The organism is Methylophaga sp. (assembly GCF_048266885.1).
Classification (GTDB): Bacteria; Pseudomonadota; Gammaproteobacteria; order Nitrosococcales; family Methylophagaceae; genus Methylophaga.
In genome coordinates, this window is sequence record NZ_JBLWYR010000002.1 from 11,732 (window position 1) to 37,463 (window position 25,732).

Sequence of the window (25,732 nt, forward strand, 5' to 3'; positions counted from 1 at the left end):
ATGAGCTGCTACAGGAACAACAGCAGTTAGCCCATGCGGCACAGCTACTTCATACCAGTGAATCAACATTACATCACTTGTTCGATCAGGATCAGGGGGCGGCTTACGACCTTATCGGGACAGCTCTGGCAGAGCTGGAAAAATTGCAGCAATATGAGCCTCGCTTTGCCGAGATCATTGAAACGCTAAATAGTGCAGCAATCAATCTGGATGAAACAGCAACCTCGCTACGGCATTACCTGGACAGTGCTGATCTTGATCCTTCTAGACTTGAAGCCGTTGAGGCTCAGTTGTCTGTGTTGCATGATTTGGCGCGTAAACATCATGTTGAAATTGAAACCTTGCCAGCTCATTATCGAGCATTATGTGAAGAACTAAACAGTTTGTCCCAATCCCAGCAAAATCAAACCAAACTAGCAAAGCAGCTTAACGTTCAAGAAAAACGCTGCCTAGAACTTTGCGCCGAAATCCGTGCAAATAGACAGCAACACGCCAAACCATTAGCAGAAACCATCACCAAATCAATCCAACAACTGGCAATTCCTGCAGGCCGGATAGAATTTATTATTCGTGCTTTTGAAGAAGGTAAATTCAGTGAGCATGGAGCAGATCATATTCAACTATTGGTCAGCACCAACCCCGGACAGCCTGCTGGCGAACTAGCTAAAATTGCATCAGGTGGTGAGTTAGCTCGGATCAGTTTGGCGACTCAAGTAGTTACTGCAGGGAAACGCAGTGTGCCGACATTAATCTTTGATGAAGTGGATGTGGGAATCGGTGGTGGTGTAGCAGAAATTGTCGGACAACACCTCAAATTATTAGCATCCACCCAACAAGTAATTTGTATAACGCATTTACCTCAAGTTGCCGCGCAAGCGCATCAACAATTGCAAGTTACTAAAATACTCGGTGAAGACAAAACTCACACTGAAATTAGTGAACTTAACCGTCAACAACGTATTGAGGAAATCGCCCGAATGTTGGGCGGAATGAACCTGACCCAGAAAACTCGTTCACATGCTGAAGAGATGCTGGATCAGGGTCAAAGCTGATTAACGTTCTTTTTTGCAGTCTTCGCGGTTGCAAATGCCATAGATGTAAAGACTGTGGTCGGTCATTTCAAAACCATTCGCCTTGGCAATGGCTTTCTGACGTTCTTCAATAACTTCATCATAGAACTCGATGATGCGATTACATTTCACGCAAAATAAATGATCATGATGTTCGCCATCTTCCAACTCAAATACTGCATGACCGCCATCGATATTCAGACGAGATACCAGACCGGCACCTTCAAATTGAGTCAGCACCCGATAGACAGTTGCTAAGCCAATTTCTTCGCCCATTTCCAGCAAAGCCTTGTAAACATCTTCGGCACTGAGGTGGCGTTGTTTGGAATGTTCAAGGATCTCTAACACCTTTAAACGTGGCAGAGTAATTTTCAATCCCGCTTTTCTTAAATCTTGTCTTTCCATTATTATTGTTGCCTCGTAGAATACTTACGAATAGCGTATCATCGCACTTTCGTCATCAATACAGAAACAAATACTAAATGAAAAGCCTGCTTATTTATAGCCTTTCCTTGGTTATTCTCACTCTCAGCGCCTGCAGCAAAGATAAAATACCGGGTGTTTATCGAATTGATATTCAGCAAGGTAACCAGGTGACCCAGGAAATGCTTAGCAAACTGGAACCTGGCATGACCAAAAGTCAGGTGTCATTTGTAATGGGAACACCAATGCTAATTGATGTGTTCCATCCTAATCGCTGGGATTATATCTACAGTTTCCGTCCGGGCAATGGTTCTCGCGAACAACGTCGAATTACGTTGTATTTTGATGATGCCGAAACACTGGACTATATTGATGGTAATACGCGCATTGTTGAAAACATCCAATTAACAGAAGAACAGCGCACCGATACCAATGTAGTGGTTCCACTAACGGAACAAAAGACTGGCTTTTTCAATAGTATGCTGAATGTAATTGGTTTAGGCGAAGACGAAGTGGAAACCATCGATGACGACGTCACCGATACCGATGCAGCAAAGAAACAACAGAAAGAGGCGCTACCAAACAACTCTAATGATTCCATGGGAGACCAACCCGCAGGTCAGCTCCCAGACATTCAGTAAAATCCTAAACAGCTGATTCCTGAACCGGTTCAAACTGGCCGGTTTGGGGATTAAAACAAAGTAACTCCCCCGCTGCTAAATCAAAGTACCAGCCGTGTAACGTTAAACGACCATCTTCTACACGTTGCTGAACACATTCAAAACTCATCAAATTATCTAACGATACAAGCACTGCACGTTGCTCGCATGCTTTTAACTGACTGGCTTCATCACCTTTGGCATGGGTTTTAACCCAGTCTTTTGCCGGCTGGGCTATTGAAACCCACTGATGGATGAATTTTGAATTTTGCTGGCCATCGTCTTCCCACAATGCACGAATACCACCACAATTGGCGTGTCCCATGACAATAATGTTCTCTACTTCCAGATTATTTACAGCAAATTCAAGTGCCGAACTAGTGCCATGATGCAGTCCATCATGTTCACAAGGAGGCACCAGATTAGCTACGTTTCTGACGGTAAACAGATCGCCTGGATCACAATCCGTCAAAATTGCCGGGTCCACTCGAGAATCACAACAACCGACCATCAACGTTTTCGCTGGCTGGCCCGTTTTCATACTGGCGTAAAGACGGCTGTCTTGTCCAAAATATTGTGTTTTAAATCGCTGAAAGCCTTCAATTAATCTATCTGTATTAGCCATTGTCTATGCTTGTCTCAAAAACGTTAAAAAAGGATTATGTTGTTTCTCATGAGCAATCGTGGTGACTGGTCCATGACCGCTATGTACTTGCAAATGCCCAGGTAATTGCATTAAACGCTGTAAACTTTGCTGCATTATAGCCGGATTTCCCATCGGCAGATCAGTTCTACCGACACTTCCAGAGAAAATGGTGTCCCCAACAAAAATATCCTGTTGATCATAATAACAACCCTGCCCCGGGGTATGTCCTGGGGTAGAAATGAACTTAAGCATAGTATTACCTAGCTGTATTTCATCACCATCATTGACTAAATGATCGATGCGTCCACATTGACGGTTAAAGCTGGGTTGGCCGAACCAATCTCCCTGAACGGGCAATGTTTCGAATAATGGAATTTCTTTCCGCGGTAAGTAGGTTGGCACATCAAACTTTGATTGCAAAGCGATTAATCCGCCCGCGTGATCAAGATGTCCGTGGGTTAACAGTATCATCTGGATATCTGGCACTGGTTTGATTGCCAATAACTTTCTAACTAACTCATCGGTTTCACCGGTATCAACAATAGCAGCAGTGCCGGTTGTTTCATCTTCAATCAGATAGGTATTGACCTGAAAGGCACCAACGGTAAAGCAGGTGATTTTCATCCCTATATTACTCCCCAAAAAAAAGCAGCTGGTGAGGACACCAGCTGCTTTAACAACATCATTTTAAACTTAATTATTTATCAGTTTTTTTCTGCGTTTCGCGTGCTAAACGCATATTATTTTCAAACCAATCACGTTTAATTTTTTGGGTACGCGCCAGATTGATATTGGCTTCATACCATTTCTGTTTAATATCCGCATGGGGATCTGGATGCAGATTCGCTTCATACCATTTTTTATGGCTTTCACGTGCTGCTTGCAGATTCGCTTCGTACCATTTTTTGTCACTGGCCGTTTGCTCATCGCTAAACTCATACCAATGTTTGTCAGTAGGAGCCTGATCCAGATTCGCCTCATACCATTTGCTATGTTGCTCACGGAATTTCGCTAAGTTTGCTTGTTGGAAGCTTCGTTTCAAATCGCTGTATTGTGAATCAGCAAATTCATACCAATGTGTTTCTGTTGGTGTGTTATCCAGATTCGCTTCGAACCAATGCTGCCGATTAGCTCTCACCGTTTCGATAGCACTGCGTAAATTTGCTTCATACCATTTTTTCTTGGTATCAAGATGATCCACCATATTGGCTTCATACCAGTGTGTATCACGTTGCTGTGCAGGACGTTGATTGGCCTCATACCATTTCGCATTTTCACGAGCGATCTTGGTATTGTATGCAAACCAATCACGTTTAATTTGTTGTGTACGAACCAAACTTATATTGGCTTCATACCATTTCTTTTTAATATCTGCATGTGGATCTGGATGCAAATTCGCTTCATACCATTTTTGATGGCTTTCACGAGCCGCTTGCAGATTGGCTTCATACCATTTTTTATCATTGGCTGTTTGTTCATCACTGAATTCATACCAATGTTTATCCGTTGGCGTCTGATCCAAATTAGCTTCGTACCATTTGCTGTGTTGCTCACGGAATTTTGCTAGGTTGGCCTGTTGCCAACGCTTTTTCAGATCACTGTATTGTGAATCAGCAAACTCATACCAATGCGTTTCGGTAGGTTTATTATCCAGATTGGCTTCATACCAATGACGATTAGCTCGCACTGCTTCAACAGCACTACGTAAATTCGCTTCATACCATTTTTTCTTGGTATCAAGATGCTTCACCATATTGGCTTCATACCATGGGCGTTCAGAATGCTGTACAGGATTCTGCGCCGCTTTGTACCAAGGCAGTTTTTTCATTTTATCTCTCACTGCGTTTGCGGATTGCAACTTAGATTTAATACTATCTACCGTTGCGTGATTGCTCTCGTACCACTTTGTTTTAATATCGATTGTGCTACTCATTGCGTTTACCTCTCTGGGCAGTTTTACAGTTTGATACTACCCCAGAAGTGAAGCCTACCACAAGTAAAAGCATGTGAAGAACTATCGAAACCAGCTTTTATTCAAAGCAATGCTTTTCGGCTTTTACCCGTTGCAACATAGCAATTTTCTGCTCAACCTGTTGGGTGCGCCTAGCTTCTTTTTCATCAACCAATGAGGAATACCCCAAATAGGCTAATCCTAACCACCCTTCAACAATAGGAATGGTGTCAAAAACAATTAAAGTTGCAGCCAATTTATTACTGCCATCTTCAGAAAAACCCGGTTTATAGCTATATCTGTATGGATGAAGCTGGTTAATCGCCCCATCAATTTCAACACAACTATGTTTACGGATCTCATCCGTTATCTCGACCAGAGGAGGTTCGTAATAAATGGGCTCTGTCGGCACAGGTACTGGTGTTAAGGCCTGCACGGGAAATGCTACCAAACCAAATATCACACTACAGAGTTTAATAGAAAATTGATTATTCATAACTAATATACCTATCAATTAGCGTGTTTACTTGACTGAGTTAACGGCCAACCAAGCCAATACTAAAATCTAATCATTGGTATCGTTACTAGAGTCTTTGTCATGTTTATTTAACTCCGCCCAATTTGCCAATCTTGTTGCCACAGCAGCATTAAAACTGCCTTCAGGATAGTTACCTTGTTCATCTGCGACGCCGACTTCATGATCGGTCAACACATTAATGGCATCAGCGATATCATCAATGGCATAAATATGAAACAAACCATTTTCCACTGATTGCCTAACCTCAGGCTTTAACATCAGGTGCTGCATATTACTGCGCGGAATAATGACACCTTGGGTGCCGGTTAGTCCCACCAGACAACAGACATCATAGAAACCTTCAATCTTTTCATTAACACCACCAATAGCTTGAACATGGCCAAATTGATTCATGGAACCCGTAATCGCCATAGATTGTTTTAGTGGTATTTTGGCAATAGATGAGAGTAATGCACATAGTTCAGCTACCGTAGCACTATCCCCGTCTATCTCTCCATAGTTCTGTTCAAATACAATACTCGCCGCCATCGATAATGGCTTATCTGCTGCATAAAATGATCCCAGATAAGCCGCAAGGATCATTACACCTTTTGCATGGAGATTACCGCCTAATTCCACCTCACGTTCAATATCAATAATGGCATCATCACCATAGCGGCAACTGGCGGTAATTCGGGTGGGTTCACCAAAATGAAAACCACCAATACTTAAAACAGACAAACCATTTACCTGACCAACACGTTTTCCACTCACATCTAGTTGGATAATTTGCCGTTGGATTTGCTGATAAACCACTGAACGTACTCTATCAACACGTCTGAGACGTTGCTGCCAAGCATGATTGACGGCATCAGCGGTGATCTCTGATTGTTGGTACTTTCTTGTCCAGTAGGATGATTCACGTAGTAGGTCAGTCATATCGCCGATATGCAAAGATAACTGCTGACCGTCATTAATCGATCTTGCTGCGTACTCAATCATTAATGCGACCGCACCTTGTTGCAAGGCTGGCAAATGCTCATTCATAGCGGTTGAGGCAATCAATTTAGCCATTTGCATATGTGTTTCCGCGGTGCGCGGCAGTTCATCCTCCAAATCGGCAAGCACTTTGAATAAACCTGCAAATTCAGGATCCCATTCGTAAAGCTGATAATAGAGATCTCGATTACCCAGGAGGATTACTTTTGTTGAAAGCGGAATCGGCTCAGGCTCAAGAGAAACCGTGGCGACTAAGCTGTATGTGCGCTCCAGGTTTTCCAGCGGGATTTCCGCTGCTTTTAAAGCGGCTTTCAAACCTTCCCAGGCAAAAGGCTGTTCCAGTAACTTTTCAGCGTCAACAATTAAAAAGCCGCCATTGGCTCGATGCAAAGCTCCCGCTTTGATTAAGGTAAAATCGGTGACCAACGCCCCCATCATCGCCATATTTTCGACACAACCTAGGAGATTTTGATGATTCGGTTGATTGAGGTACACCACGGGCGCGCCATGCAAGTCGGCATTATCAACAATCAAATTGATTTGATAACGTTTTAAACAATTATCAATATTAACGTCTTCCGGGCGCTCATCATTTTTCAGAAACATTTCGATATTGCGTTGAATATCAAACTGCATATCATCAAAATAAATCTGCAGTTGTTTAGATCTTGGGTAAGCATGACGTAAAAAATCAATCTGGCGGGTTATAACTTCCAGTGCCACCTGATCATTGAGTGCAGTGATTTTATTAACGGTGTCATGTTCCCACTCATGAATTTCAATTAATGTTTCTTGCATTTCAACTTGCAGTTTGGCGATAGCGTCTTCTGTTTCCATTTTTTTTGCATAAGGAAGATCTTCAAAGGCTTCCCCAGATAACGGTTCACCTTCATGTTGAGCAGCAAAGGCATAAGCTCCATCTTCCATTCGCAGTAATACAACGCCCTGTTTATCTGCTTCAGCCTGTAAAACAGCAAACAAACGTACCCGATGTTGACGACTGGCTTCCTCAATTGCCCTTAACCGTCCACGGTAATATTCATCATCAAATGCATAAGGCAATTGTTGCTGGAGCTCTTTGATGACGCGTTCAATATCCAGCTTTAATTGCGCACCATCGCCCGCTGCTAATGACAACGCTTTAGGTTGTTGAGGCACATCAAAATTATGTAAATAGGCCCAATCTTTGGCAGACGGACGATTGACGCTATGCTTAGTGAGAAACTCACTAACCAGCGACTTTTTCCCCATGCCGGCCTCCCCCATCACATACAGGTTGTAACCATCGGCTTGAATATTCGCCGCAAATTCAATCGCTTCGCGAGCTCGGTCCTGGCCAATTAGGCCCGTTAAAGGTTCGATTGTTGCCGTGGTTTTGAAGGGCAGATCGGCTGGATTACAGCCATGATAAAGTTGTGATGCATTTAGTTGTGTGACTGGCATGGATATCTCTGGACGAATGAACTGAACTTAGCTTAGGCTAGGCACATCTGATAGGCAACTGCATCAATAAAAGGAATGAACGTTATGACAGGTCAGGATTTTGAAGAAAAACGCAATTTCTTTCGAATGCGCGTCAACGGTCCGGTGAAGATTCAACGTCAGGATTCTGAAGAAACCTTTCATGCTGAAGGACTTGATTTGAGCGCTAGCGGATTAAGTTTGATTTCAGATGAAACGCTAAGTGAAGGCGAATTGCTACAAATCAGCATAAAAAGCCATAATTCAGAACTCGCAGATTTTGTTGCGCAAGCTGAAGTGGTGCGAGTGCAACCTTTAGATGGGCATCCCGAACAATTCAATATCTCTGTAAAGTTTACGACAATATATTGAAATTGATTTAAAGCCAGTAGCTGCTACGAGTCATTACTTTAGACATCGGTTGCATAATTTTTCGCACCAGCCAAGGTAATTCGGCACCACCTGCTGCCAAAGCGCTTTCTTGATGATGACCTTCATCTTCTCGCATTTGTGCCAAGATTGAGCGACTACGCAAATCATTTTCACTTACTTTGTCCAGATGCTCGTCCAAATGTTCAATGACTTGCTTTTCAGTTTCAGCAACAAACCCTAGGCTCCATTTATCACCAATTTTTCCAGCCACGGCTCCAATCATAAAGGAACCGACATACCACAATGGATTCAGTAAACTTGTCCGGCCTTCAAGTTGGTGAATACGCTTTTCACACCACAGCAAATGATCATTTTCTTCCGTAGCAGCTTGTTGCATCGCTTCACGTACATTGGTCAATTTTGCTGTTAATGCCTGGCCTTGATACAAAGCTTGTGCAGAAACCTCTCCAGCATGATTGACACGCATTAACGCAATCGAATGCCGACGCTCGTTATCATTAAGCGTTTTTTCTTCTATATCTCTCGCTGGGTTTTCTCTTCCACTTGATGGCGGAGTACCGACCAGAGTTGTTAACGCTTTATCCAATTCGATAATAATTTTGTCAGTCAATAACAGATCACGAAAACTCATATTTTTCCTAGGGCTTGTTTATATTTCATATCCACCACTGCTGGGGCTATTTTTGTGTCCGACAAGGCGGAAATCACGCAGTGTAGCCATCCTACATAAGTGATTGACAACGCAGGCGGCCGCAAAAATAGCCCCAGCCCTTCGGGTTGTGGCTGAAAAAGCGCCACTCTGCGTTACTCGTCACTTATTTAGAATAACTAAAAGGCGCTCCTCGTGCCTTGATTGACGCTTTTTCAGCTCACAACAGAGGCGGAGATGAAAGATAAACAAGCCCTGGATTTATTCAAAATAACTCAACATTAGAGCTCGCCATTTTCTTCGGCTCAGCCACTCTTCCTTCAGCGACGAGATGATGGTAATTTTGTACTTGATTTCGGCCTTCATTTTTCGCGGTATACAACGCTTCATCTGCCTGACCGATGACATCAGTTGGGGATAATTGGGCAGAAACTTCCACAAAGCCAACGCTGACAGTTACTTGCCCCAGTTGAGGAAAGTTATGATTTGCAACCACTTTACGAATTCGCTCAAAAGCCTGCATTGCATCATTTTCATTAGCGGCTTTAAGTAAGACCACAAATTCTTCACCGCCAAAACGGTAAATCAGATCATCATCGCGGATTACGCCAGAGGTCATTAGTCGGGCGACCAAAATGATCACCTCATCACCGTACAAATGCCCGTAGGTATCATTTATAACTTTGAACTTATCAATATCCACTACACCTAGCCAATGTTTTATGGCATAACGGCGGCGCCGTGAATCGTTTGGTGAAGCCATCAGTTTATTGAGTTCACTACTTTGGTTGACCAGTATTTTTGTAATCTGCTCATCCAGTGTTTCGCGATTATATAATCCGGTTAATTTGTCACGTTGGGACTTATCAATTAATGCCAGATAGTTCGCATAAACCCTCAAAATTCCATGCACTAGCCGTTGATCGATAGCAGAAGGTAATTCATCGCAATGATGTACCAGACTGGCAAAGATTTCGCCATGCGAATCGTAGGCCGGATAAATCACATTCCAACCTGTAGTACCCGTTTGGCGATAAGAAACAATATCTTCCTTATCAATAGCTTCGGTCATCGCGGCAGTCAATTCGTCAGCCGTTTCCACATTCAATTTAGGATGCTGATCAGAAGACGAAATAACATCGTTTACGCAGAATGCCAGCAGACTAATGTCGTGAACCAAATCATGACGCCGTACCCGAAACAAACGTAATGACTGGGCTGGAAATAATTCATTTAAGGTTTTTAACAGACTTTTTTCCAACACTTGACGATCATGATGTCGGGTAATTTCGGCAAGATTGTCGACAATTCGTATGCTGCTATGACGATGTTGCATTAGTTGTTGCCTTTATCGGAACGGGTGGTCGATCATCGTTGATCAGGCTGATCAATTGCCACTCAGATCAATTCGGCATTGGCCAGTTAGTGTTTGCTTTCAATAAAGCCGCGGATTGTTGCCGCTAATTCGCGAGGTTGGAATTTTGAAACATAGGCATCTGAACCAACACCGCGCCCCATCGCCTGGTTTGCCACAGCGGTGAGTGATGAATGCATTATTACCGGTAGATGCGCCATGCGGGAATCTGCTTTGATTTTTTGTGTTAAAACATATCCATCCATCTCCGGCATCTCAACATCGGTTAACACGACTTGAATTTCTGACGTTATATCGCGTTTTTCCTGCTCGCATTGAGTTGCCAATTTATCGAGCATTTTCCATGCAAGTGCACCATTAACGACACCAGTATGACTAACGCCCAATTTATCCAAGGTCTGTGTTATTTGCTTACGTGCGACATTAGAATCATCGGCATATAGGACTTTATACTTTTTACCGTTCTCAATTTTTTCTATGCCTTCAAACGCAGTTTCATCATAAAAATCACCGGTATCAGCCAGTACTTTTTCAACGTCCATGATCATGACCAGGCGTTTATCTTGTAATTCAGCAACTGCAGTCACTAAACCGCCTAAACGTTTGGAAATTAATGGAGGTGGTTCTTTTACTTGCTGCCAGCTTAATCGTTGAATGGTATCAACGGATGTCACCAAAAATCCCTGAACATGCGTGTTATATTCTGTGATCATCAAGATTTTTGGCGTTTCTTTGGATTTTAATTTACAGAACTTTTGTAGATTGATGATAGGCACCATATCACCACGCAAACTGACAAAGCCCTCGATGCCATCTGGCATTTCTGGGGCACTGGTCACTTCTGGGATATTAAGCACCTCCCTGACTTTGAATACGTTGATACCAAATAGCTCATTACGACCAGTATCGTCATTAGTTCCAAGACTAAAAAGCAGCACTTCAAGATGATTTGTGCCTGCTAGTTTGGTACGCTCGTCAATCGAATCAATAAAAGTTGCCATATCCATTCTCACTGTGCAAAGGCTGATTTTTCCGGTGGGCACAATAGAAATGTACCTGACACGGCATTAGTTGCACAATATCGTAACCTTAAAGCAGGTTCAATAGCATTAATAATCAAATTGTGGGAATGCAGAGCGAGAAAGATTCACCTGAATCGGCCAAAGCAGTTAAAATGGTCGGGTGACAAAGAGACAAAAATTCGGAATGGTGCCCAGGGGGAGACTCGAACTCCCACGTACATACGTACACTAGCACCTGAAGCTAGCGCGTCTACCAATTCCGCCACCTGGGCAAGAAGACGCGCATCATATAGATCGAGATAAAAACTGTCAATGACTGAACAAAACATAACGGACCCTTTTGAGGGTCGTGAAGCCGAGAAATACGACAACCCCATCCCTAGCCGTGAATTTATTCTCGAGCTCCTCAAAGAACACAAAGCCCCACTCTCCCGAAAACATCTTTCAAAACTTCTAGACATTAAAGGTGAAGATCAAACCGAAGCATTACGCCGACGTTTAAGAGCAATGGAACGTGATGGTCAAATTTTGCGTAATCGCAAAAATGCCTATGGCATCGTATCCAAAATGAATCTCGTTAGTGGTCGAGTAATGGGTCATCCTGAAGGCTTCGGCTTTTTAATTCCTGATGAAGGCGGCGAAGATTTATTCCTGAGTGAACGTGAAATGCGTGTCGTATTACATGGAGATCGGGCATTAGCTCGAGTCAGTGGTACTGATCGCCGAGGCCGCAAAGAGGGTGCCATCGTAGAAGTAGTTCAGCGAGGTAATCAAACCGTAGTTGGGCGCCTGCAAGCAGATGCCAGCCTATACTATTTAATACCGCATAACCGTCGTATCAGTCAGGATATTATGATTCCTGCTCATGAATTGATGGACGCCAAAGACGGTCAAATTGTCGAAGCAGAAATTACTGAACACCCTAATAAACATCGCTCACCCCTAGGCAAAATTGTTGCAGTACTCGGTGATCATATGGCTCCAGGAATGGAGATTGACATTGCCCTGCGTAGTTTCGAATTACCTCATGTTTGGTCACCCAAAGCATTAGCCCAAGCAGAAAGCTTCGGTGAAAATATTCCACAAGAAGCTATTAAAGACAGACTCGACTTACGTGAGCTGCCTTTAGTCACGATTGATGGCTCAGATGCACGTGATTTTGATGATGCGGTTTACGCCGAAAAACTTGATTCGGGCAACTGGCGTTTATGGGTTGCCATTGCCGACGTATCTTATTATGTCAAACCTGAAGATGATCTTGACCAAGATGCTCAAGAACGGGCAACTTCGGTTTACTTCCCAAGTCAAGTTATCCCTATGCTGCCTGAAGCTTTATCCAATGGCTTATGCTCATTGAATCCCGAAGTGGATCGTTTGTGCATGGCCTGTGAAATGATCATCAACCATGATGGCGAAATAGAATCTTACAAATTTCACCAAGCTGTAATGAACTCCAAAGCACGACTGATTTACGAACAAGTTGCTAGCATCCTGCAAGAGAATGATGCTCCATTACGCGAACAATTCGCCCATGTACTTCCTGGCTTGGAAACAATGTATGAATTGTTTCACGTCATGCTCAAAGCACGTGAAAAACGCGGTGCGATAGACTTTGAAATGACTGAAACACAATTCTTGTTTGATGAAAACCGGAAAATTGCTTCTATTGAACCGCGTAAACGCAATGATGCTCATCGGTTAATCGAAGAGTTTATGATCGCCGCCAATGTGGCAGCAGCAAAATATTTACTCGCCAGCAAACTGCCCGTTTTGTATCGTGTACATGAAGTACCATCGGTTGAAAAACTGTCGGGCCTGCGTGAGTTTTTAGGTGAACTGGGTTTATTTTTAGGTGGCGGCGATACCCCTGAACCCGGCCATTATGCTTCATTACTGAAAACCGTCAGCAAACGTCCCGATGGGCATCTGTTACAAACGGTCATGTTACGTAGCATGAAACAAGCGGTCTATTCACCGGACAATCTTGGTCATTTTGGTTTGGGATTGGAAGCTTACGCCCATTTCACCTCGCCGATTCGTCGCTATCCTGACTTGTTAGTTCATCGTGCTATTAAACATGCCATCAGTAGGAAAAAGAAAACGACTTGGCACTATTCCGAAGAAACCATGGTACAACTTGGTGAACATTGCTCAATGGCCAGTCGACGTGCTGATGAAGCCACTCGTGATGTTGCCGATTGGCTTAAATGTGAATATATGCGGGATCGGGTTGGTGAAGTCCATGAAGGTGTCATCAGTGGAGTAACCGGTTTTGGCTTATTTGTTGAACTGAGTGACATCTATATAGAAGGTTTAGTCCACGTCACCGCATTAAAAAATGATTACTACCAGTTTGATGCTAGTGGCCACCGATTAATGGGTGAACGAACACGTAAATCTTATCGTTTGGGTGACTCGATTCGTGTCAAAGTCGTTCGTGTGGATCTTGATGAAAAGAAAATTGACCTTGATTTAGCTTAGAACTGAATTTCCCTTGACCAGAAAAATAAAGGCAGTACAATTGTCGACTTCCTGAAAGTCATCCAAATTAATTTGAGTGGCTTTTGAATAGATTTCTGTGGTGAATGTAGCTCAGTTGGTAGAGTCCCGGATTGTGATTCCGGTTGTCGTGGGTTCGAGCCCCATCATTCACCCCACTTTTGCAATCGTTTATTTAAGCTCATGTGAATGAAAAAAAATAAACCGATTCAGCATTATGTTTTAACAAGTGATTCAGGCTTGCACGCCACACACACTGTTTGTATAATGCGCCTCTTGTTGCCGGTGTAGCTCAGTTGGTAGAGCAACTGATTTGTAATCAGTGGGTCGTAGGTTCAAATCCTATCTCCGGCTCCATAAATTAAATGGTCGTGTTTATACACGGCCTTTTTTTTGTCTAAAATTCCGTATCAAACGCCAACAAATTCTCTTCCAGTATCAACAATCAAAGCTAGCTGGTGAAAAGATTGATTTCTCTGAATTTAATGTTTAGCTAGTTGTTTGCCTAATAATTACGATTTCCCCCGGCATGAATACAAATAAATTAGGCTAAGAACATGCTGCCAGCGCCCCAACTTTATTCAAACAATTCAGTACCATGAACCATTGTTGTGATATCAAGTCTGATAAACGGCGGCGTTTCTGTTAAATTGTTTAGCTTAAATCGAACCCGTGTAACTAAATCTAGTGAGTGATAAATGTCTTACCTTGAGACAACGATGAAAAAGCTGCAACGTAGCAGCCCAAGCCAACCAGAGTTTTATCAAGCCACCGAAGAAATTCTGCAATCTATCCGCCCATTAATCGACCGAAATCCGCAGTATTTACAACAAAATATTATTGACCGTATTGTTGAACCCGAGCGTCAAATTATGTTTAGAGTTGTCTGGCATGATGATGCTGGTAATGTGCATGTGAATAAGGGCTACCGCGTTCAATTCAGCTCTACACTTGGCCCTTACAAAGGTGGGCTTCGCTTCCATCCTTCGGTGAATGCCAGCACGATTAAATTTCTGGGCTTTGAGCAAATTTTCAAAAATGCATTAACCGGTTTATCGCTTGGTGGGGGTAAAGGGGGAGCAGACTTTGATCCCAAAAATCGTTCAGATCAGGAAATCATGCGCTTCTGTCAGGCATTTATGACCGAGTTACATCGTCACATTGGCGCAACCATTGATGTTCCGGCGGGTGATATCGGTGTCGGGAAACGGGAAATTGGCTATTTATTTGGTCAATACAAACGTTTGAATCGACACTTTGAAGGCGTGCTGACGGGAAAATCACTCAATTGGGGTGGTTCTTTAGTTCGCCCTGAAGCCACGGGTTATGGCTTAGTCTATTTCACCGAAAATATGCTGCAAGCTAACGATGATAGTTTGGATGGTAAAAGATGTCTGGTATCAGGAGCTGGCAATGTTGCTACGCATACCATCGAAAAGTTGTACCAATTGGGCGCTTTGCCGATTAGCTGCACTGATAGCACCGGTACGATTTATCATGAAAAAGGCATTGATTTAATGCTTATCCGAGAATTAAAAGAACAACGTCGGAGTTCATTAATTCACTATGTGGAATCACATCCTGATGCGCAGTTCATCCCTGTCGAAAACTATCCTAAAGATGGTCATGCCGTTTGGAGAATAAAAGCGGATGCAGCGTTCCCCTGTGCGACTCAGAATGAGTTGTCTCTAGCTGATGCAAAAGCGCTCAGTGAAAATGGCGTTAGCTGTATTGTGGAAGGAGCCAATATGCCTTGCACTGCTGAAGCTCAAGCACATATTATTGCGGCTGGGATTCACTTTGGCCCAGCCAAAGCAGCCAATGCCGGTGGTGTAGCAACTAGCCAACTGGAAATGGCACAAAATGCTAGCATGATCCAATGGTCATTTGCTGAAGTGGACAAACGTTTACAAGAGATCATGAAAGACATATATCAACGCTGTTCAGAAACAGCGATAGAATTCCACCAACCGTGTAATCTAGCGTTTGGTGCCAATATTGCAGGATTCCGTAAAGTAGCGGATGCCATGCTGGAACAAGGATTGGTGTAAAGTTTACCAAGTCCTACCTACAGGCCATAACCGCGGGATATGACATTGAGATCTCTTTATCATTTTACTGTGAGCTTACTGCTCGGTTCATTCACACTGGCTTTACCAGCACAGGCGGATGTTATTCAGTTGAAAATAATCGATCAACATCAACAACCCGTTTCTAATGCGGTAGTTGAAATTCTTAACTCTGCCGAAATTGCTGATCAACCGTCCAACATTGCCGTAATTGACCAAATCAATAAAGCCTTTGTCCCTGAACAAATTATTATTCAACAAGGTCAGGCTGTCGATTTTCCGAACAGTGATAATATCCGCCATCATGTTTACTCTTTTTCTGAAGCTAAAACCTTTGAACTCAAGCTCTATGCTGATAAGCCTGAGAAACCAATAGTTTTTAATACACCAGGTGTAGTGGTGGTTGGCTGCAATATTCATGACTCGATGATTGGATATATATACGTTGCTCAGCATCAACCGTACACTTCCTCCGAATTCGGTATCGCTCACATTGAAACTACCCTAGCCTCCCCTCAGATAAGTATTTGGCATGCGTATGCAGTAAAAGGCCCAGAAAGCCGAGAAACATATGAGATAGACCAATTAAAACAAAATGATTTAGGGGAATTCATTGTCGAAATGAAAATAATGCCCCCACCTTCACGCGAATCATTTGAGGATACGTTTGGTGCGACTGCGCATCACTAAATTACGCACGCAAATTTTGTTATTTGCGTTAGCACTGGTTTTATTGACTACCCTGGTGATCCAGTCTATTTCCTGGTGGTCAGCTAACAAATTTAACCAGCAACAAATTGCCCAAAACATCATCAGTGCTGAAAACATTCTACGTCAATATATTCGTTCCACTGAAAACAGTCTGGTGAGTTCAGCACGTGTCTTGACAGCAGATTTCGGTTTCAAACAAGCCATTACCTCAGGAGAGAAAGACACCATTACCAGTGTGCTGGCTAATCATGGGGCTCGTATAAATGCCGATTTAATGCTACTGACCGATTTATCCGGCCGTTTGATTTCTAGCAGCCGTTCCAGCATGAATGAGCCGACGATATTAAGTGATATTGTCAAAGATTTATTGGAAAAGCCTGCTGTAGCACATCTTGTTATGCTCAATAACCGAGTCTATGAATTAATCCTGTTACCAGTGATGGCACCTCGAACAATTGCCTACAGTCTGGTGGGGTTTGAAATCGATCAAACGACCCTGCTCGAACTAAAACATCTTACCGGGCTGGATTTAACCATTATGAACAATGACATAACGGTTTATTCAACTTTGGAAGATTTTTCTACCGATGAACACTTTATCGATCAAATAAACGCCGCTAATTCAAATTGGCTATGGATAGATAGACCTACCTTTGTTAGTTCCGATTTTATGCCAGCCACTAGCAGTTTGAATCCTATCAGGATTTTGTTCACTGCCGACCTAAGGTCAATTTATAAACAATATGATGATATGGCCTATCAAATCATGTTGATTGTTTTGCTGGTGATCATGTTAGCTATTGTTATCAGCACCATCATCGCGCATACCTTAACTACACCTTTAGCCAAACTGGTTAAGATTGCTAACCAATTTGCCGAAGGTAACTATGATGCTTGGATTGAACCAGGTCAGTCTAGCAGTGAAATCCGTGATTTAGCCGGAGCACTTCGTACTATGGGGCAAGAAGTCAAACAACGAGAACAAGTGGTGACCTGGCAGGCACAACATGATGCATTGACGGGGTTATTAAATATACACACGATGCGCAGTAGCCTCGGGGCGATCCTGCGAGAGTATGGTCAGTGCGTTGTTATCGCGATGTATATCCAAAATTTCAGGCAGATTAATGACCGATTAGGCCCGGAAATAGCTGATGCCTGCCTGACAGCATTATCCAGTCGCCTCAAGCAATTTGATACCCAAGCAGCTAAAACCAATGCTCGACTGGAAGGCATAGAATTTTTATCCGTAATTCAGTTACTCCCTAATCAACGCCCCAAGGAAATTGTTGAAGCACTGCTCGCAACTTTAGATCAACCTTTTCAAATCGGGAATATCAGTTTGAATTTGCAGTTCTATGCAGGCGTATGTTGTTATCCTGAACATGGACTGGACAGTAAGATAATGCTGCGCCGGGTCAGAATTGCAGCCGATCATGCTCGGCTCAACCGTCAAGCCATCCATATTTATACAGCGGGCGAAGATGAACAACATTTAGAAGAATTAACACTGATAGAGTCACTGCAAGCGCTGTTAAGGCAACCCCATAATATTGAGCTGTTTTTAAACTTCCAACCCAAAGTAGAACTGCATAATGGCAAAATGGACACGGTAGAAACCCTTATCCGTTGGCACCGTCCAGGGTTTGGCCGTATTGCTCCCGATAAATTTATCGGTCTTGCTGAACAATCAGGCTTAATTGTTGAATTAACACATTGGGTCGTTAATGAAACATTCAAACAACTCCGCATCTGGCGTAATCAAGGCCTAGAGCTAAGTGCCGCTATTAATGTATCGGCCGAAGATTTAGCCCATCCTGACTTTTGTAACTATTTGAATAAGCAAATTGTACATCACCAGATACCGGCTGAGTCAGTCACGATTGAGATTACTGAACGCGATATCATGCATGATGAAACCTTGGGCATAGAAGTACTTAATAGCTTAAAGCAGTCTGGCTACAAAATTGCGGTCGATGATTACGGTATTGGTCAATCCTCTTTATCCAAATTGAAAATCTTACCCGTCGATGAACTTAAATTGGACATGAGTTTTATCCGCAATTTGGATAGCTCTCTCACAGATCAAAAAATAGTTTGGTCGACCATTCATCTTGCTCACTCATTGGGTTTAAAAGTGGTCGCTGAAGGTGTGGAAAACCGGGCCAGTTATGAATTGTTAAAAGAAATGGATTGCGATAGCGTGCAGGGATATTTAATTAGTAAACCTCGAGATGCTGAAGATCTTGTGGCTTGGTTAGGTGAAAATAATGCAACTTATTCTATTTCTGCTGACATTGACACTCACTAGTCAGCTTTTTGCTGCCGATGGCAAATTAATTGCCACGCCAGGCATTTCACAAATCGAAGGTACGGGTGGCGGTGGTTTTGTCCCATGGGCACAATTAGCAGGCTACGGCAGCCGTGATGAAATTGCTGCCAATGTATTTTGCAGCGGCGCCAATGTTGATGATTACGACCTGCGTGTCTGCGGAGCTCAAGCGACTTTTTATGATCGTGTTGAATTTTCTGTGGCTAAACAAAAGTTTCATGTTGATGCGCTAAATCTAGATATCAAACAACGTGTATTAGGGGTTAAAGCCAGACTTTATGGGGATATCGTTTACAGTCGTTTTCCACAAATCAGCTTGGGGATTCAGCATAAAAAACTTGATGACCCGTTAGTCGCGGATTTGTTAGGGGCTGATGAAGATTCTGGAACAGATATTTATTTAGCCGCCAGTAAACTGCATCTTGGTGCGATTGGCGGCTACAACTGGCTATGGAACATTACTGCTCGCTCCACTGAAGCCAATCAAACTGGATTGCTGGGCTTTGGTAATGCTGAGCGTGGCAATCAGAGAGAAATCGTTCTCGAAGCTTCGACAGCGGTTCTTTTTGGACGGCACTTGGCACTGGGCGTTGAATACCGTCAAAAGCCCGATAATCTAGGTGTAAAAGAAGATGACTGGTCGAATATTTTTGTCTCCTGGTTTCCTAATAAAGTTATCAGCGTCACCGGGGCTTGGTTGGATTTGGGTGAAATTGCTGGAGCCAAAAACCAAAAAGGCGCCTACTTTTCTGTAACGGGTTATTTTTAATGTTTACAAAATATTTCTCCAGCCTGTTAATAGTTGTTGGTTTGTTGGTTTCTGGCTGTGCAACTACCTCCCAAAAAACGTTATATGAGCAATTAGGGGGTGAAGCTGGAATCAATAATATTGTGGAAAACCTTATCCAAGAAATTGGTCAGGATCAGCAGGTTTTTCATTATTTTGCTGAAGCACGTGTCAGTCGATTTAAAGAAAACCTGATAGAACACTTTTGTGCGATTTCGGACGGACCGTGCAGCTACACTGGCGATAATATGGTCGATATTCATACGGGTATGAATATCAATGAAAAAGACTTTAATCATCTAGTGGATTTATTAATTAACGCCATGGATACCGAAGGCATTCCCCACCGTATTCAAAATCAACTTATTGCCCGTTTGGCGCCATTACGCAAAGAAATTATTTATCTCTGATTACTCTTCATTCTCTATCTCTGCTTCCACCAGCGGAAACTGCGGTACATGGGTAAAAACCACCTGATTTCGGCCATGATCTTTCGCTTTATAGAGTGCTGTATCAGCCGCCTGTAAAATCACATCCATCGGCGGTACAGCCTCTTCCGGCCATAACAAACAGACCCCACAGCTCATAGTCACCGGAATTAAATCGGAACCACCGGCAATGGGTGCTGAATCAATAATTGTTCTTAAACGTTCAAATGAAGCTGTTGCCTCTTCGGGCTTTAATTGTAAAGCGATTAAAAACTCTTCCCCACCGAACCGCCCTAACACATCATAGTTACGTAACGTGGTTTTCAATCTAGAAGCAAACCGGCGTAACACTTCATCACCAACAGCATGACCATAGGTATCGTTAATTTTTTTAAAATTATCGATGTCACATAATGCAATGCAATAAATTAGGTCAGTACGCGAAGATCGTTGCAGCTCTTCCGAAATGCGCTCAATTGCGGCATGCCGGTTTAACAGCGTGGTTAAATGATCGTGGTTGGCCCGATAAATTAAATCCTGATACAGATGGGATAAGGGATTTGCCAATCGACGGGCCAACAGCGTACTGAGAATGACAGCCAGTAATACGATAAATAAGGTGAGTGCTAGCAAGGAGTAATTTAACTGATCAAAGACTCGGTAAAACACTGATAAATCAGCCAGCAAAAACAATTGTATTTGTTGCTCCATTGGACTTGCTAACGGTACTTTCTCCAACAAATATTGAGAGCGTTGCCACCACAAAGTCGGCGAACCATCATTTTCTAATATCTTTTCAAATTGCTTTTTATCAATAGGGTAAGTCGTTAAAAACAAATTGGATTGCGATGACTGAAAAATAATATCCAACCCAGTTTTGAGCTTTAATTCTTCCAGCAATGGGACATTTATTTCAAACGCAATAACGGCAATGGCGACTTGATGTGGCGCCTGAACTGGCAAACTAAACAAACGGTAAAGATGCTCATTTATCTCTACATACTGGCCTTGTTCTGAAGCCTCATGAAATGCCAACCAATTGATATCAGCCAATTCGATTAGTGGTACATCCAACTCATTTGATGCAATAAGTTCACCTTGATTACTCACCAAAAGCATCAAGTCAGCTTGGATTCTTTCTGCATGGTTTGTCAGCATGCTTTTAATCGTTGGTAAATCGTTACTAGCAATGGTCTGTCTAAAACCAAAATCCTGAATGATTACGTCAGTGGAATAACGCAAGCTAGATTCACGACTATCGATATATTGATGCAAAAAATGTGATGCATTGGCAACCTGGTGATGAATCTGCCGTTGGTTATGTTGATTGATAAACCAGCCATGGCTGAGCTGCATAGCTAAAGCCGTCAATAAAATCAAACCGACACAAAGCAGGATCACCCGCGCCTTAATACTATTCATTTATGCAATATTTCCAAATACGTCATACCGTCAATATTAAGGTTTGAAACGCTGCCATTACCGGAAAAAGAATCTTTTCAAGGCAGACGCCAGACTTGAATTTTCTGCCCAGTTTTAAATCCGAACAAACGATTTCCACCGACAGCAACAGCGATATGTTGTTTGCCATTAATACTGTAAGTGATTGGCGGTGCATTCACACCAGCCTCGGTTTTTGCACTCCAGCGTTTTTCACCCGAATCAGCATCAAAAGCCATCAACTCTCCATTGCCTTCACCAACAAATACCAGACCACTCGCTGTACTTAATACGCCTCCAATTAATGGATTTTCGGTTTTAACCTGCCAGACAATTTTGCCATTATCCAAATCAATGGCTGTTAATAATCCATGTTTTTCGTCGGTATTCAATGGTGACATCGAAGAATAGCGTACCGCTTCTTTACCATCACTCGCGGCTTGTTCGTGCAACTTATATTCAACCGGCCAATGAATGGCCGCAATAAACACTAAACGTCTACGGGCATCCACTGACACCGGTGACCAGTTTGCCCCGCCCATTACCCCAGGATAAATTACCGTGCCTTCTTTGCTGGGAAGTGAAAACATATTTTTTTGCGGTACAAAGGCTTCACTTTTATAAAGAAATTTACCATTACGTCTGTCATGCACGTAAAACCAACCGGTTTTCCCCGCCTGACCGATGGCAGGAGTTGGCTTTCCTTGAATTGTTATATCAAACAATACCGGAGGACTGGCAACATCATAACCCCAACTATCATGGGGTACTTGCTGGTAGTGCCAGCGATAATCACCACTACTTGCATCCAGAGCTAGTAAAGAACTGCTATAAAGGTTATCGCCAGGTCTGGATGAGCCTTCCATCTGAGGCGAAGGATTACCGGTGCCGAAATGCAGAATCCCAGTGTACGGATCGATGACAGGTGTACTCCAGGCAGAAGCACCGCCATAACGCCACGCATCATCGTGTTGTTTTAATGCCGACTTTTCTTTTTCGATATCACGAGGTAACTCAATTCCATCAGCGGTTTTAGTGACAAAATCCCCTTCCCATCCTTCTGACTTAATGGTGTCAAATTGCCATTTCAATTTTCCACTATTGATATCAAATCCGGCCATAAATCCACGGCGGCCATATTTTCCAGCAATCCCCACCACAGCGCCCAATGGTGAGTCAGAATCCGTCGCATCCAGATGTAAGCCATAGCCAACTCCGGTAATACCAATAATCACCGTATCTTGATAAATCATCGGCGCCATATTGATGCCTGCTCCAGAGGTACCTGAAACACTGCCAAGCTCAGTATCATCCAGGGTGCTTGCATCTTCTTTGATGCCACTATTTTCACCAATCACCCGATTATCCCAGCGTTTTTCACCCGTTTTGGCATCTAATGCAATCAGTCTTGCATCAATAGTCCCGGTAAACACCATGCCGTTCGCAACCGCAACACCACGGTTCGCTGGACCGCAACAAATGGGATAGCCTTTATCCAACTCATGCTCGTAACGCCAGATCAGTGTGCCGTTGGCGGCATCCAAGGCGACCACATCATTAAATGGGAGGGAAACATACATTACACCATCTAGTACCACCGGCGTAGCTTGGAAGGTCTCGTTAACCCCGGTATCAAATTCCCACGCTTCAATTAGACCCGAGACATTACTTTTATTAATTTGTGTCAACTTGCTATGGCGTTGATGAAGATCATCGCCACCATAAACTGGCCATTCAATCTCTGCCGCTGAAAGTGGCATGGATAAGCTTACTAGCAGCCCTCCTAACCAGATGATGTCTTTTAGACGCATAGTTTTCTCTCTTAAATTATTTTTTAGTTATGCTAACAATTATTCTGCAACGAACATTATTCACCTTAAACCATCACATATGTGATTCAGATCAATTCAACCACTGTTAACCCTACAGCAAACAACACCACCTACAATCAAATTTTGAACAACTACATTATTCAGATAATTGAGGTGAGTTTTATGCATAAAACTTTATTAAGCCTCGTTACAGCGCCATATATCACAACCTGTCTTCGCAGACCGCTTGGCAAGTGAACCAATTAACCCCATCCAGACCTTTATTATTGCCGAACTCGGTAAAGTTGAACTCGGGAAAAAACTCTTTTTTGATCCAAGGGCTTGTTCCGGTTTTATTTATTGTAATTCCTGTCCTATCCTCAGCATGGTAGGCAGCGATTATACCCACCTCAATTGGTCATAAATGGCCGGAAGGTTCTATTAAGTCACCTACCTTGCTGAATTCCAATATGAACTTCGCACAATTCTGAGATGGTCGTGCGGCCAATTTGCAAGAACGCCGCTGGGCCAATCGCTAATCCGATGGAAATGGTCTTCAGCCATTCTTTTGCGATTGATGTATTACGTTCAATTCCTCAGTATGTCGCCGAGTTTAATAAAATTTATGACCGTGATGAGATTACTCTGGATCACGTCACCAATGTCATAACTGCTTATGTAATCCAACTCAAACGCCCGGTGAAAACTACTACCGGGCTTTTTTGTGAAATTTAATCAGGCAAATCAGCAACACTATCGACTACTGCAGCGTATAGATCACGTGTTGAGGCAATTGCTCCATCCTGAACCTGTTCAGCTGAAACAACCTTTTCACCAGCCGCCTGCAGTGGTCGAGTTGCTGTAGCACTCGCAACAACTGTAGGTTTATAGCCCAAATTAAACGCGCCATGTGCTGTGGAATTCACACACATATGCGTCATAAAGCCAGCCAAAACGATATTCTCAATATTCAATGATTTTAGCCGCTCATCCAATTCAGTTTGCACAAACGAATTAGGGAAGTTTTTAGTAATCACATATTCCCCATCTTTCGGGGCCACTTCATCTGAAATCTGTCCAATTTCAGTGGTCAGGTCATAAGGTGAACCCACACCTCCATCGTGCTGAATATGAATGATAGGAATGTTTAACGCCCTAGCCCGTTCTAGCAAAGCTTTGGCTTCAATAATGGCTTTTTCCACACCCGTGAGCTGCATAACACCGGTCCGATAGGTGTTCTGACAATCAATCATGATTAATGCTGAATCACTCAACTTTGCCGGCTGATGCCCTAAGCCGACAATATCTCTTAATGTTTGTGATGCTTGTGTCATAACAATCCTCTTTGAATGTTCAAAAATTTACTCGCGGTATGGTTAGCTTCAGTCGTACTGCCGATTAATCCATACGATGTTGAAAACTCACTGCATAAGCACCCGGTCTGGCCAATAAAATAGGATCAGCAGATGGTTCAATCCCCTCTGGCAAAGCCAATGGATTAAACATTGTCGCTTTTTCATACTCTGCAGCATCAGCCATTGGTGCCTCGATCACTATAGTCCCTAACTCAACTACTTGACGGTCATCAGGCCAAATTACCGTTGCATCATTCACTTCATCGCCTGTTTCAGCAATTTGCACCGACAAACGAAACTCGGCAGCTTCTTCAGGTAAGCGCTCACGAATTTCATTCATCAAATAGTTTTCGTTTTGTGCTTCGGCATCAGCTTTTTCCAATGTTTTCACACCATCTAATGGGGTCACAATATAGCGACCATAAACCGACTCACCTTCGCTATTGGTAAACTTAAACGCATTGATACCATGGTAGGACAGATTGGCAAAACTGGCTGGAAAAGGTTTGGGATATTCAACAAAATGCTTGGCTTTAGGGTTATTCGCTAAAAATTGTTGAATAGGTTTGGTCTCTGCTTCTGAATTGGCAGAATCTCTTACAGCAGTGAGCATTTCCAAAAAGGCTTCTGGTGTTGCCACCGGAAAACGTGGCACTGAGCTCATTACCATATCGGTATATTCCTCATCGCCCAAATCAATACGCATCGCCATCCCTTTGGCTAATCCTTTAGGATCATTATCGGCAATATCTGGAAACCCGGTTGCATTAGAAAAACGTACGACTATTGGTGAGGATTGCTGTTGCAAATGTGCTGCAGAAGTAATTTGTCTTGCTGACTCAGCCGGATGGAACACGCCGGTTAACACCACCCCTTTTGTATGGTTGGAACGTAATCCTTCTCGGGGTCCTTTGAATAAATCATGCTGTACATCAACAATCTTTTCGACCGTCGATTTTTCTGCTTGCTCTGCTGAAACAGGATTTATATTGAAACCTAACAACAATGCCAGCGGCAAATACTTCAATGTTTTGCTACCCATTAACGCTCTCCTTTTTATGAATTCACTGCCCGCATCGAGCACGAAAATATAGGTTAAAGCTTTATGAGCCTTTTACATCAAACTAAGTTCATG

23 protein-coding genes and 3 tRNA genes are annotated in these 25,732 nt (G+C 43.0%); 12 read left to right on the forward strand and 14 right to left on the reverse strand.

Annotation, left to right across the window (positions count from 1 at the left end; genetic code table 11):
• Window positions 1-1,052 (forward strand): DNA repair protein RecN (locus ACN0V2_RS01210; RefSeq protein WP_417548970.1); only part of this gene is annotated, 1,052 nt, incomplete at its 5' end.
• Here the strand turns inward: ACN0V2_RS01210 and fur are convergent.
• Window positions 1,053-1,481, reverse strand: coding sequence for a ferric iron uptake transcriptional regulator (gene fur, locus ACN0V2_RS01215; protein ID WP_417549118.1), 429 nt, complete (start codon window positions 1,479-1,481; stop codon window positions 1,053-1,055). It lies immediately after the preceding gene.
• Between the two features lie 71 nt (window positions 1,482-1,552).
• Here fur and ACN0V2_RS01220 point away from each other — a divergent pair, with 71 nt between their 5' ends.
• The gene (locus tag ACN0V2_RS01220; RefSeq protein WP_417548971.1) at window positions 1,553-2,134 is read left to right on the forward strand and encodes an outer membrane protein assembly factor BamE; all 582 of its coding nucleotides are present in this window, start codon (window positions 1,553-1,555) and stop codon (window positions 2,132-2,134) included.
• 4 nt (window positions 2,135-2,138) lie between these two features.
• On the opposite strand, the gene ACN0V2_RS01225 is transcribed toward ACN0V2_RS01220, so the two are convergent.
• From ACN0V2_RS01225 to ACN0V2_RS01245, 5 genes are all read right to left on the reverse strand, one after another.
• Entirely contained in the window at window positions 2,139-2,777 is a 639-nt protein-coding gene (locus ACN0V2_RS01225; protein ID WP_417548972.1) for a carbonic anhydrase, read from the reverse strand.
• A 3-nt stretch (window positions 2,778-2,780) separates the two neighbouring features.
• Window positions 2,781-3,422 carry an MBL fold metallo-hydrolase gene (locus ACN0V2_RS01230; RefSeq protein ID WP_417548973.1) on the reverse strand — a complete coding sequence of 214 codons (642 nt, stop codon included), beginning with the start codon at window positions 3,420-3,422 and terminating at the stop codon, window positions 2,781-2,783.
• A gap of 73 nt (window positions 3,423-3,495) precedes the next feature.
• A complete protein-coding gene (locus ACN0V2_RS01235) occupies window positions 3,496-4,731 on the reverse strand; it encodes a hypothetical protein (RefSeq protein WP_417548974.1) in 1,236 nt (411 codons plus the stop codon).
• A gap of 97 nt (window positions 4,732-4,828) precedes the next feature.
• Window positions 4,829-5,245, reverse strand: coding sequence for a hypothetical protein (locus tag ACN0V2_RS01240; RefSeq protein ID WP_417548975.1), 417 nt, complete (start codon window positions 5,243-5,245; stop codon window positions 4,829-4,831).
• Between the two features lie 69 nt (window positions 5,246-5,314).
• Window positions 5,315-7,708, reverse strand: a complete 2,394-nt coding sequence (locus ACN0V2_RS01245) for a Lon protease family protein (RefSeq protein ID WP_417548976.1) — start codon at window positions 7,706-7,708, stop codon at window positions 5,315-5,317.
• A gap of 84 nt (window positions 7,709-7,792) precedes the next feature.
• Here ACN0V2_RS01245 and ACN0V2_RS01250 point away from each other — a divergent pair, with 84 nt between their 5' ends.
• Window positions 7,793-8,098, forward strand: coding sequence for a PilZ domain-containing protein (locus ACN0V2_RS01250; protein WP_417548977.1), 306 nt, complete (start codon window positions 7,793-7,795; stop codon window positions 8,096-8,098).
• A 7-nt stretch (window positions 8,099-8,105) separates the two neighbouring features.
• Here the strand turns inward: ACN0V2_RS01250 and coq7 are convergent, their stop codons facing one another.
• The 4 genes from coq7 to ACN0V2_RS01270 form a co-directional block, all read right to left on the reverse strand.
• A complete protein-coding gene (coq7, locus tag ACN0V2_RS01255) occupies window positions 8,106-8,750 on the reverse strand; it encodes a 2-polyprenyl-3-methyl-6-methoxy-1,4-benzoquinone monooxygenase (protein WP_417548978.1) in 645 nt (214 codons plus the stop codon).
• A 283-nt stretch (window positions 8,751-9,033) separates the two neighbouring features.
• The gene (locus ACN0V2_RS01260; RefSeq protein ID WP_417548979.1) at window positions 9,034-10,104 is read right to left on the reverse strand and encodes a GGDEF domain-containing protein; all 1,071 of its coding nucleotides are present in this window, start codon (window positions 10,102-10,104) and stop codon (window positions 9,034-9,036) included.
• 86 nt (window positions 10,105-10,190) lie between these two features.
• Window positions 10,191-11,144: a chemotaxis protein gene (locus ACN0V2_RS01265; RefSeq protein WP_417548980.1), complete on the reverse strand. Its 954-nt coding sequence runs from the start codon at window positions 11,142-11,144 to the stop codon at window positions 10,191-10,193.
• A gap of 206 nt (window positions 11,145-11,350) precedes the next feature.
• Window positions 11,351-11,437: transfer RNA gene (locus ACN0V2_RS01270), tRNA-Leu, on the reverse strand.
• Between the two features lie 40 nt (window positions 11,438-11,477).
• Here ACN0V2_RS01270 and rnr point away from each other — a divergent pair.
• From rnr to ACN0V2_RS01310, 8 genes are all read left to right on the forward strand, one after another.
• Entirely contained in the window at window positions 11,478-13,646 is a 2,169-nt protein-coding gene (gene rnr, locus ACN0V2_RS01275) for a ribonuclease R (RefSeq protein WP_417548981.1), read from the forward strand.
• Between the two features lie 100 nt (window positions 13,647-13,746).
• A tRNA-His gene (locus ACN0V2_RS01280) sits at window positions 13,747-13,822 on the forward strand.
• Window positions 13,823-13,945: 123 nt separating this feature from the next.
• Window positions 13,946-14,021 (forward strand) — tRNA-Thr (locus ACN0V2_RS01285).
• Between the two features lie 341 nt (window positions 14,022-14,362).
• The gene (gene gdhA / locus ACN0V2_RS01290; RefSeq protein WP_417548982.1) at window positions 14,363-15,715 is read left to right on the forward strand and encodes an NADP-specific glutamate dehydrogenase; all 1,353 of its coding nucleotides are present in this window, start codon (window positions 14,363-14,365) and stop codon (window positions 15,713-15,715) included.
• A gap of 39 nt (window positions 15,716-15,754) precedes the next feature.
• Window positions 15,755-16,423 (forward strand): methylamine utilization protein, encoded by a 669-nt coding sequence (locus ACN0V2_RS01295; RefSeq protein WP_417548983.1) that lies wholly within the window; start codon window positions 15,755-15,757, stop codon window positions 16,421-16,423.
• A complete protein-coding gene (locus ACN0V2_RS01300) occupies window positions 16,404-18,755 on the forward strand; it encodes a putative bifunctional diguanylate cyclase/phosphodiesterase (RefSeq protein ID WP_417548984.1) in 2,352 nt (783 codons plus the stop codon). The genes ACN0V2_RS01295 and ACN0V2_RS01300 overlap by 20 nt, the downstream gene beginning before the upstream one ends.
• Window positions 18,715-19,545: a DUF3034 family protein gene (locus tag ACN0V2_RS01305; RefSeq protein WP_417548985.1), complete on the forward strand. Its 831-nt coding sequence runs from the start codon at window positions 18,715-18,717 to the stop codon at window positions 19,543-19,545. Before ACN0V2_RS01300 ends, ACN0V2_RS01305 begins: the two co-directional genes overlap by 41 nt.
• Window positions 19,545-19,973 carry a group I truncated hemoglobin gene (locus tag ACN0V2_RS01310; RefSeq protein ID WP_417548986.1) on the forward strand — a complete coding sequence of 143 codons (429 nt, stop codon included), beginning with the start codon at window positions 19,545-19,547 and terminating at the stop codon, window positions 19,971-19,973. The genes ACN0V2_RS01305 and ACN0V2_RS01310 overlap by 1 nt, the downstream gene beginning before the upstream one ends.
• Here ACN0V2_RS01310 and ACN0V2_RS01315 read toward each other — a convergent pair whose 3' ends face one another.
• Together ACN0V2_RS01315 and ACN0V2_RS01320 are read right to left on the reverse strand one after the other, a co-directional pair.
• Window positions 19,974-21,413, reverse strand: coding sequence for a diguanylate cyclase (locus tag ACN0V2_RS01315; protein WP_417548987.1), 1,440 nt, complete (start codon window positions 21,411-21,413; stop codon window positions 19,974-19,976).
• Window positions 21,414-21,490: 77 nt separating this feature from the next.
• Window positions 21,491-23,242, reverse strand: coding sequence for a pyrroloquinoline quinone-dependent dehydrogenase (locus ACN0V2_RS01320; RefSeq protein WP_417548988.1), 1,752 nt, complete (start codon window positions 23,240-23,242; stop codon window positions 21,491-21,493).
• Between the two features lie 498 nt (window positions 23,243-23,740).
• On the opposite strand from ACN0V2_RS01320, the gene ACN0V2_RS01325 reads away from it, so the two are divergent.
• Window positions 23,741-23,977, forward strand: a complete 237-nt coding sequence (locus ACN0V2_RS01325; RefSeq protein WP_417548989.1) for a cytochrome c peroxidase — start codon at window positions 23,741-23,743, stop codon at window positions 23,975-23,977.
• Here the strand turns inward: ACN0V2_RS01325 and ACN0V2_RS01330 are convergent.
• Window positions 23,974-24,576 carry a cysteine hydrolase family protein gene (locus ACN0V2_RS01330; RefSeq protein ID WP_417548990.1) on the reverse strand — a complete coding sequence of 201 codons (603 nt, stop codon included), beginning with the start codon at window positions 24,574-24,576 and terminating at the stop codon, window positions 23,974-23,976. The genes ACN0V2_RS01325 and ACN0V2_RS01330 overlap by 4 nt on opposite strands.
• A 64-nt stretch (window positions 24,577-24,640) precedes the next feature.
• A complete protein-coding gene (locus tag ACN0V2_RS01335) occupies window positions 24,641-25,639 on the reverse strand; it encodes a catalase family peroxidase (RefSeq protein ID WP_417548991.1) in 999 nt (332 codons plus the stop codon).
• Between the last annotated feature and the right edge of the window lie 93 nt (window positions 25,640-25,732).

Bases quoted from the DNA above. Each gene is read 5' to 3' on its own strand.
- ACN0V2_RS01220 (WP_417548971.1), top strand. From the start codon at position 1,553: ATGAAAAGCCTGCTTATTTATAGCCTTTCCTTGGTTATTCTCACTCTC.
- ACN0V2_RS01225 (WP_417548972.1), bottom strand. From the start codon at position 2,777: ATGGCTAATACAGATAGATTAATTGAAGGCTTTCAGCGATTTAAAACA.
- ACN0V2_RS01230 (WP_417548973.1), bottom strand. From the start codon at position 3,422: ATGAAAATCACCTGCTTTACCGTTGGTGCCTTTCAGGTCAATACCTAT.
- ACN0V2_RS01235 (WP_417548974.1), bottom strand. From the start codon at position 4,731: ATGAGTAGCACAATCGATATTAAAACAAAGTGGTACGAGAGCAATCAC.
- ACN0V2_RS01240 (WP_417548975.1), bottom strand. From the start codon at position 5,245: ATGAATAATCAATTTTCTATTAAACTCTGTAGTGTGATATTTGGTTTG.
- ACN0V2_RS01245 (WP_417548976.1), bottom strand. From the start codon at position 7,708: ATGCCAGTCACACAACTAAATGCATCACAACTTTATCATGGCTGTAAT.
- ACN0V2_RS01250 (WP_417548977.1), top strand. From the start codon at position 7,793: ATGACAGGTCAGGATTTTGAAGAAAAACGCAATTTCTTTCGAATGCGC.
- coq7 (WP_417548978.1), bottom strand. From the start codon at position 8,750: ATGAGTTTTCGTGATCTGTTATTGACTGACAAAATTATTATCGAATTG.
- ACN0V2_RS01260 (WP_417548979.1), bottom strand. From the start codon at position 10,104: ATGCAACATCGTCATAGCAGCATACGAATTGTCGACAATCTTGCCGAA.
- ACN0V2_RS01265 (WP_417548980.1), bottom strand. From the start codon at position 11,144: ATGGCAACTTTTATTGATTCGATTGACGAGCGTACCAAACTAGCAGGC.
- rnr (WP_417548981.1), top strand. From the start codon at position 11,478: ATGACTGAACAAAACATAACGGACCCTTTTGAGGGTCGTGAAGCCGAG.
- gdhA (WP_417548982.1), top strand. From the start codon at position 14,363: ATGTCTTACCTTGAGACAACGATGAAAAAGCTGCAACGTAGCAGCCCA.
- ACN0V2_RS01295 (WP_417548983.1), top strand. From the start codon at position 15,755: ATGACATTGAGATCTCTTTATCATTTTACTGTGAGCTTACTGCTCGGT.
- ACN0V2_RS01305 (WP_417548985.1), top strand. From the start codon at position 18,715: ATGCAACTTATTCTATTTCTGCTGACATTGACACTCACTAGTCAGCTT.
- ACN0V2_RS01310 (WP_417548986.1), top strand. From the start codon at position 19,545: ATGTTTACAAAATATTTCTCCAGCCTGTTAATAGTTGTTGGTTTGTTG.
- ACN0V2_RS01315 (WP_417548987.1), bottom strand. From the start codon at position 21,413: ATGAATAGTATTAAGGCGCGGGTGATCCTGCTTTGTGTCGGTTTGATT.
- ACN0V2_RS01320 (WP_417548988.1), bottom strand. From the start codon at position 23,242: ATGCGTCTAAAAGACATCATCTGGTTAGGAGGGCTGCTAGTAAGCTTA.
- ACN0V2_RS01330 (WP_417548990.1), bottom strand. From the start codon at position 24,576: ATGACACAAGCATCACAAACATTAAGAGATATTGTCGGCTTAGGGCAT.
- ACN0V2_RS01335 (WP_417548991.1), bottom strand. From the start codon at position 25,639: ATGGGTAGCAAAACATTGAAGTATTTGCCGCTGGCATTGTTGTTAGGT.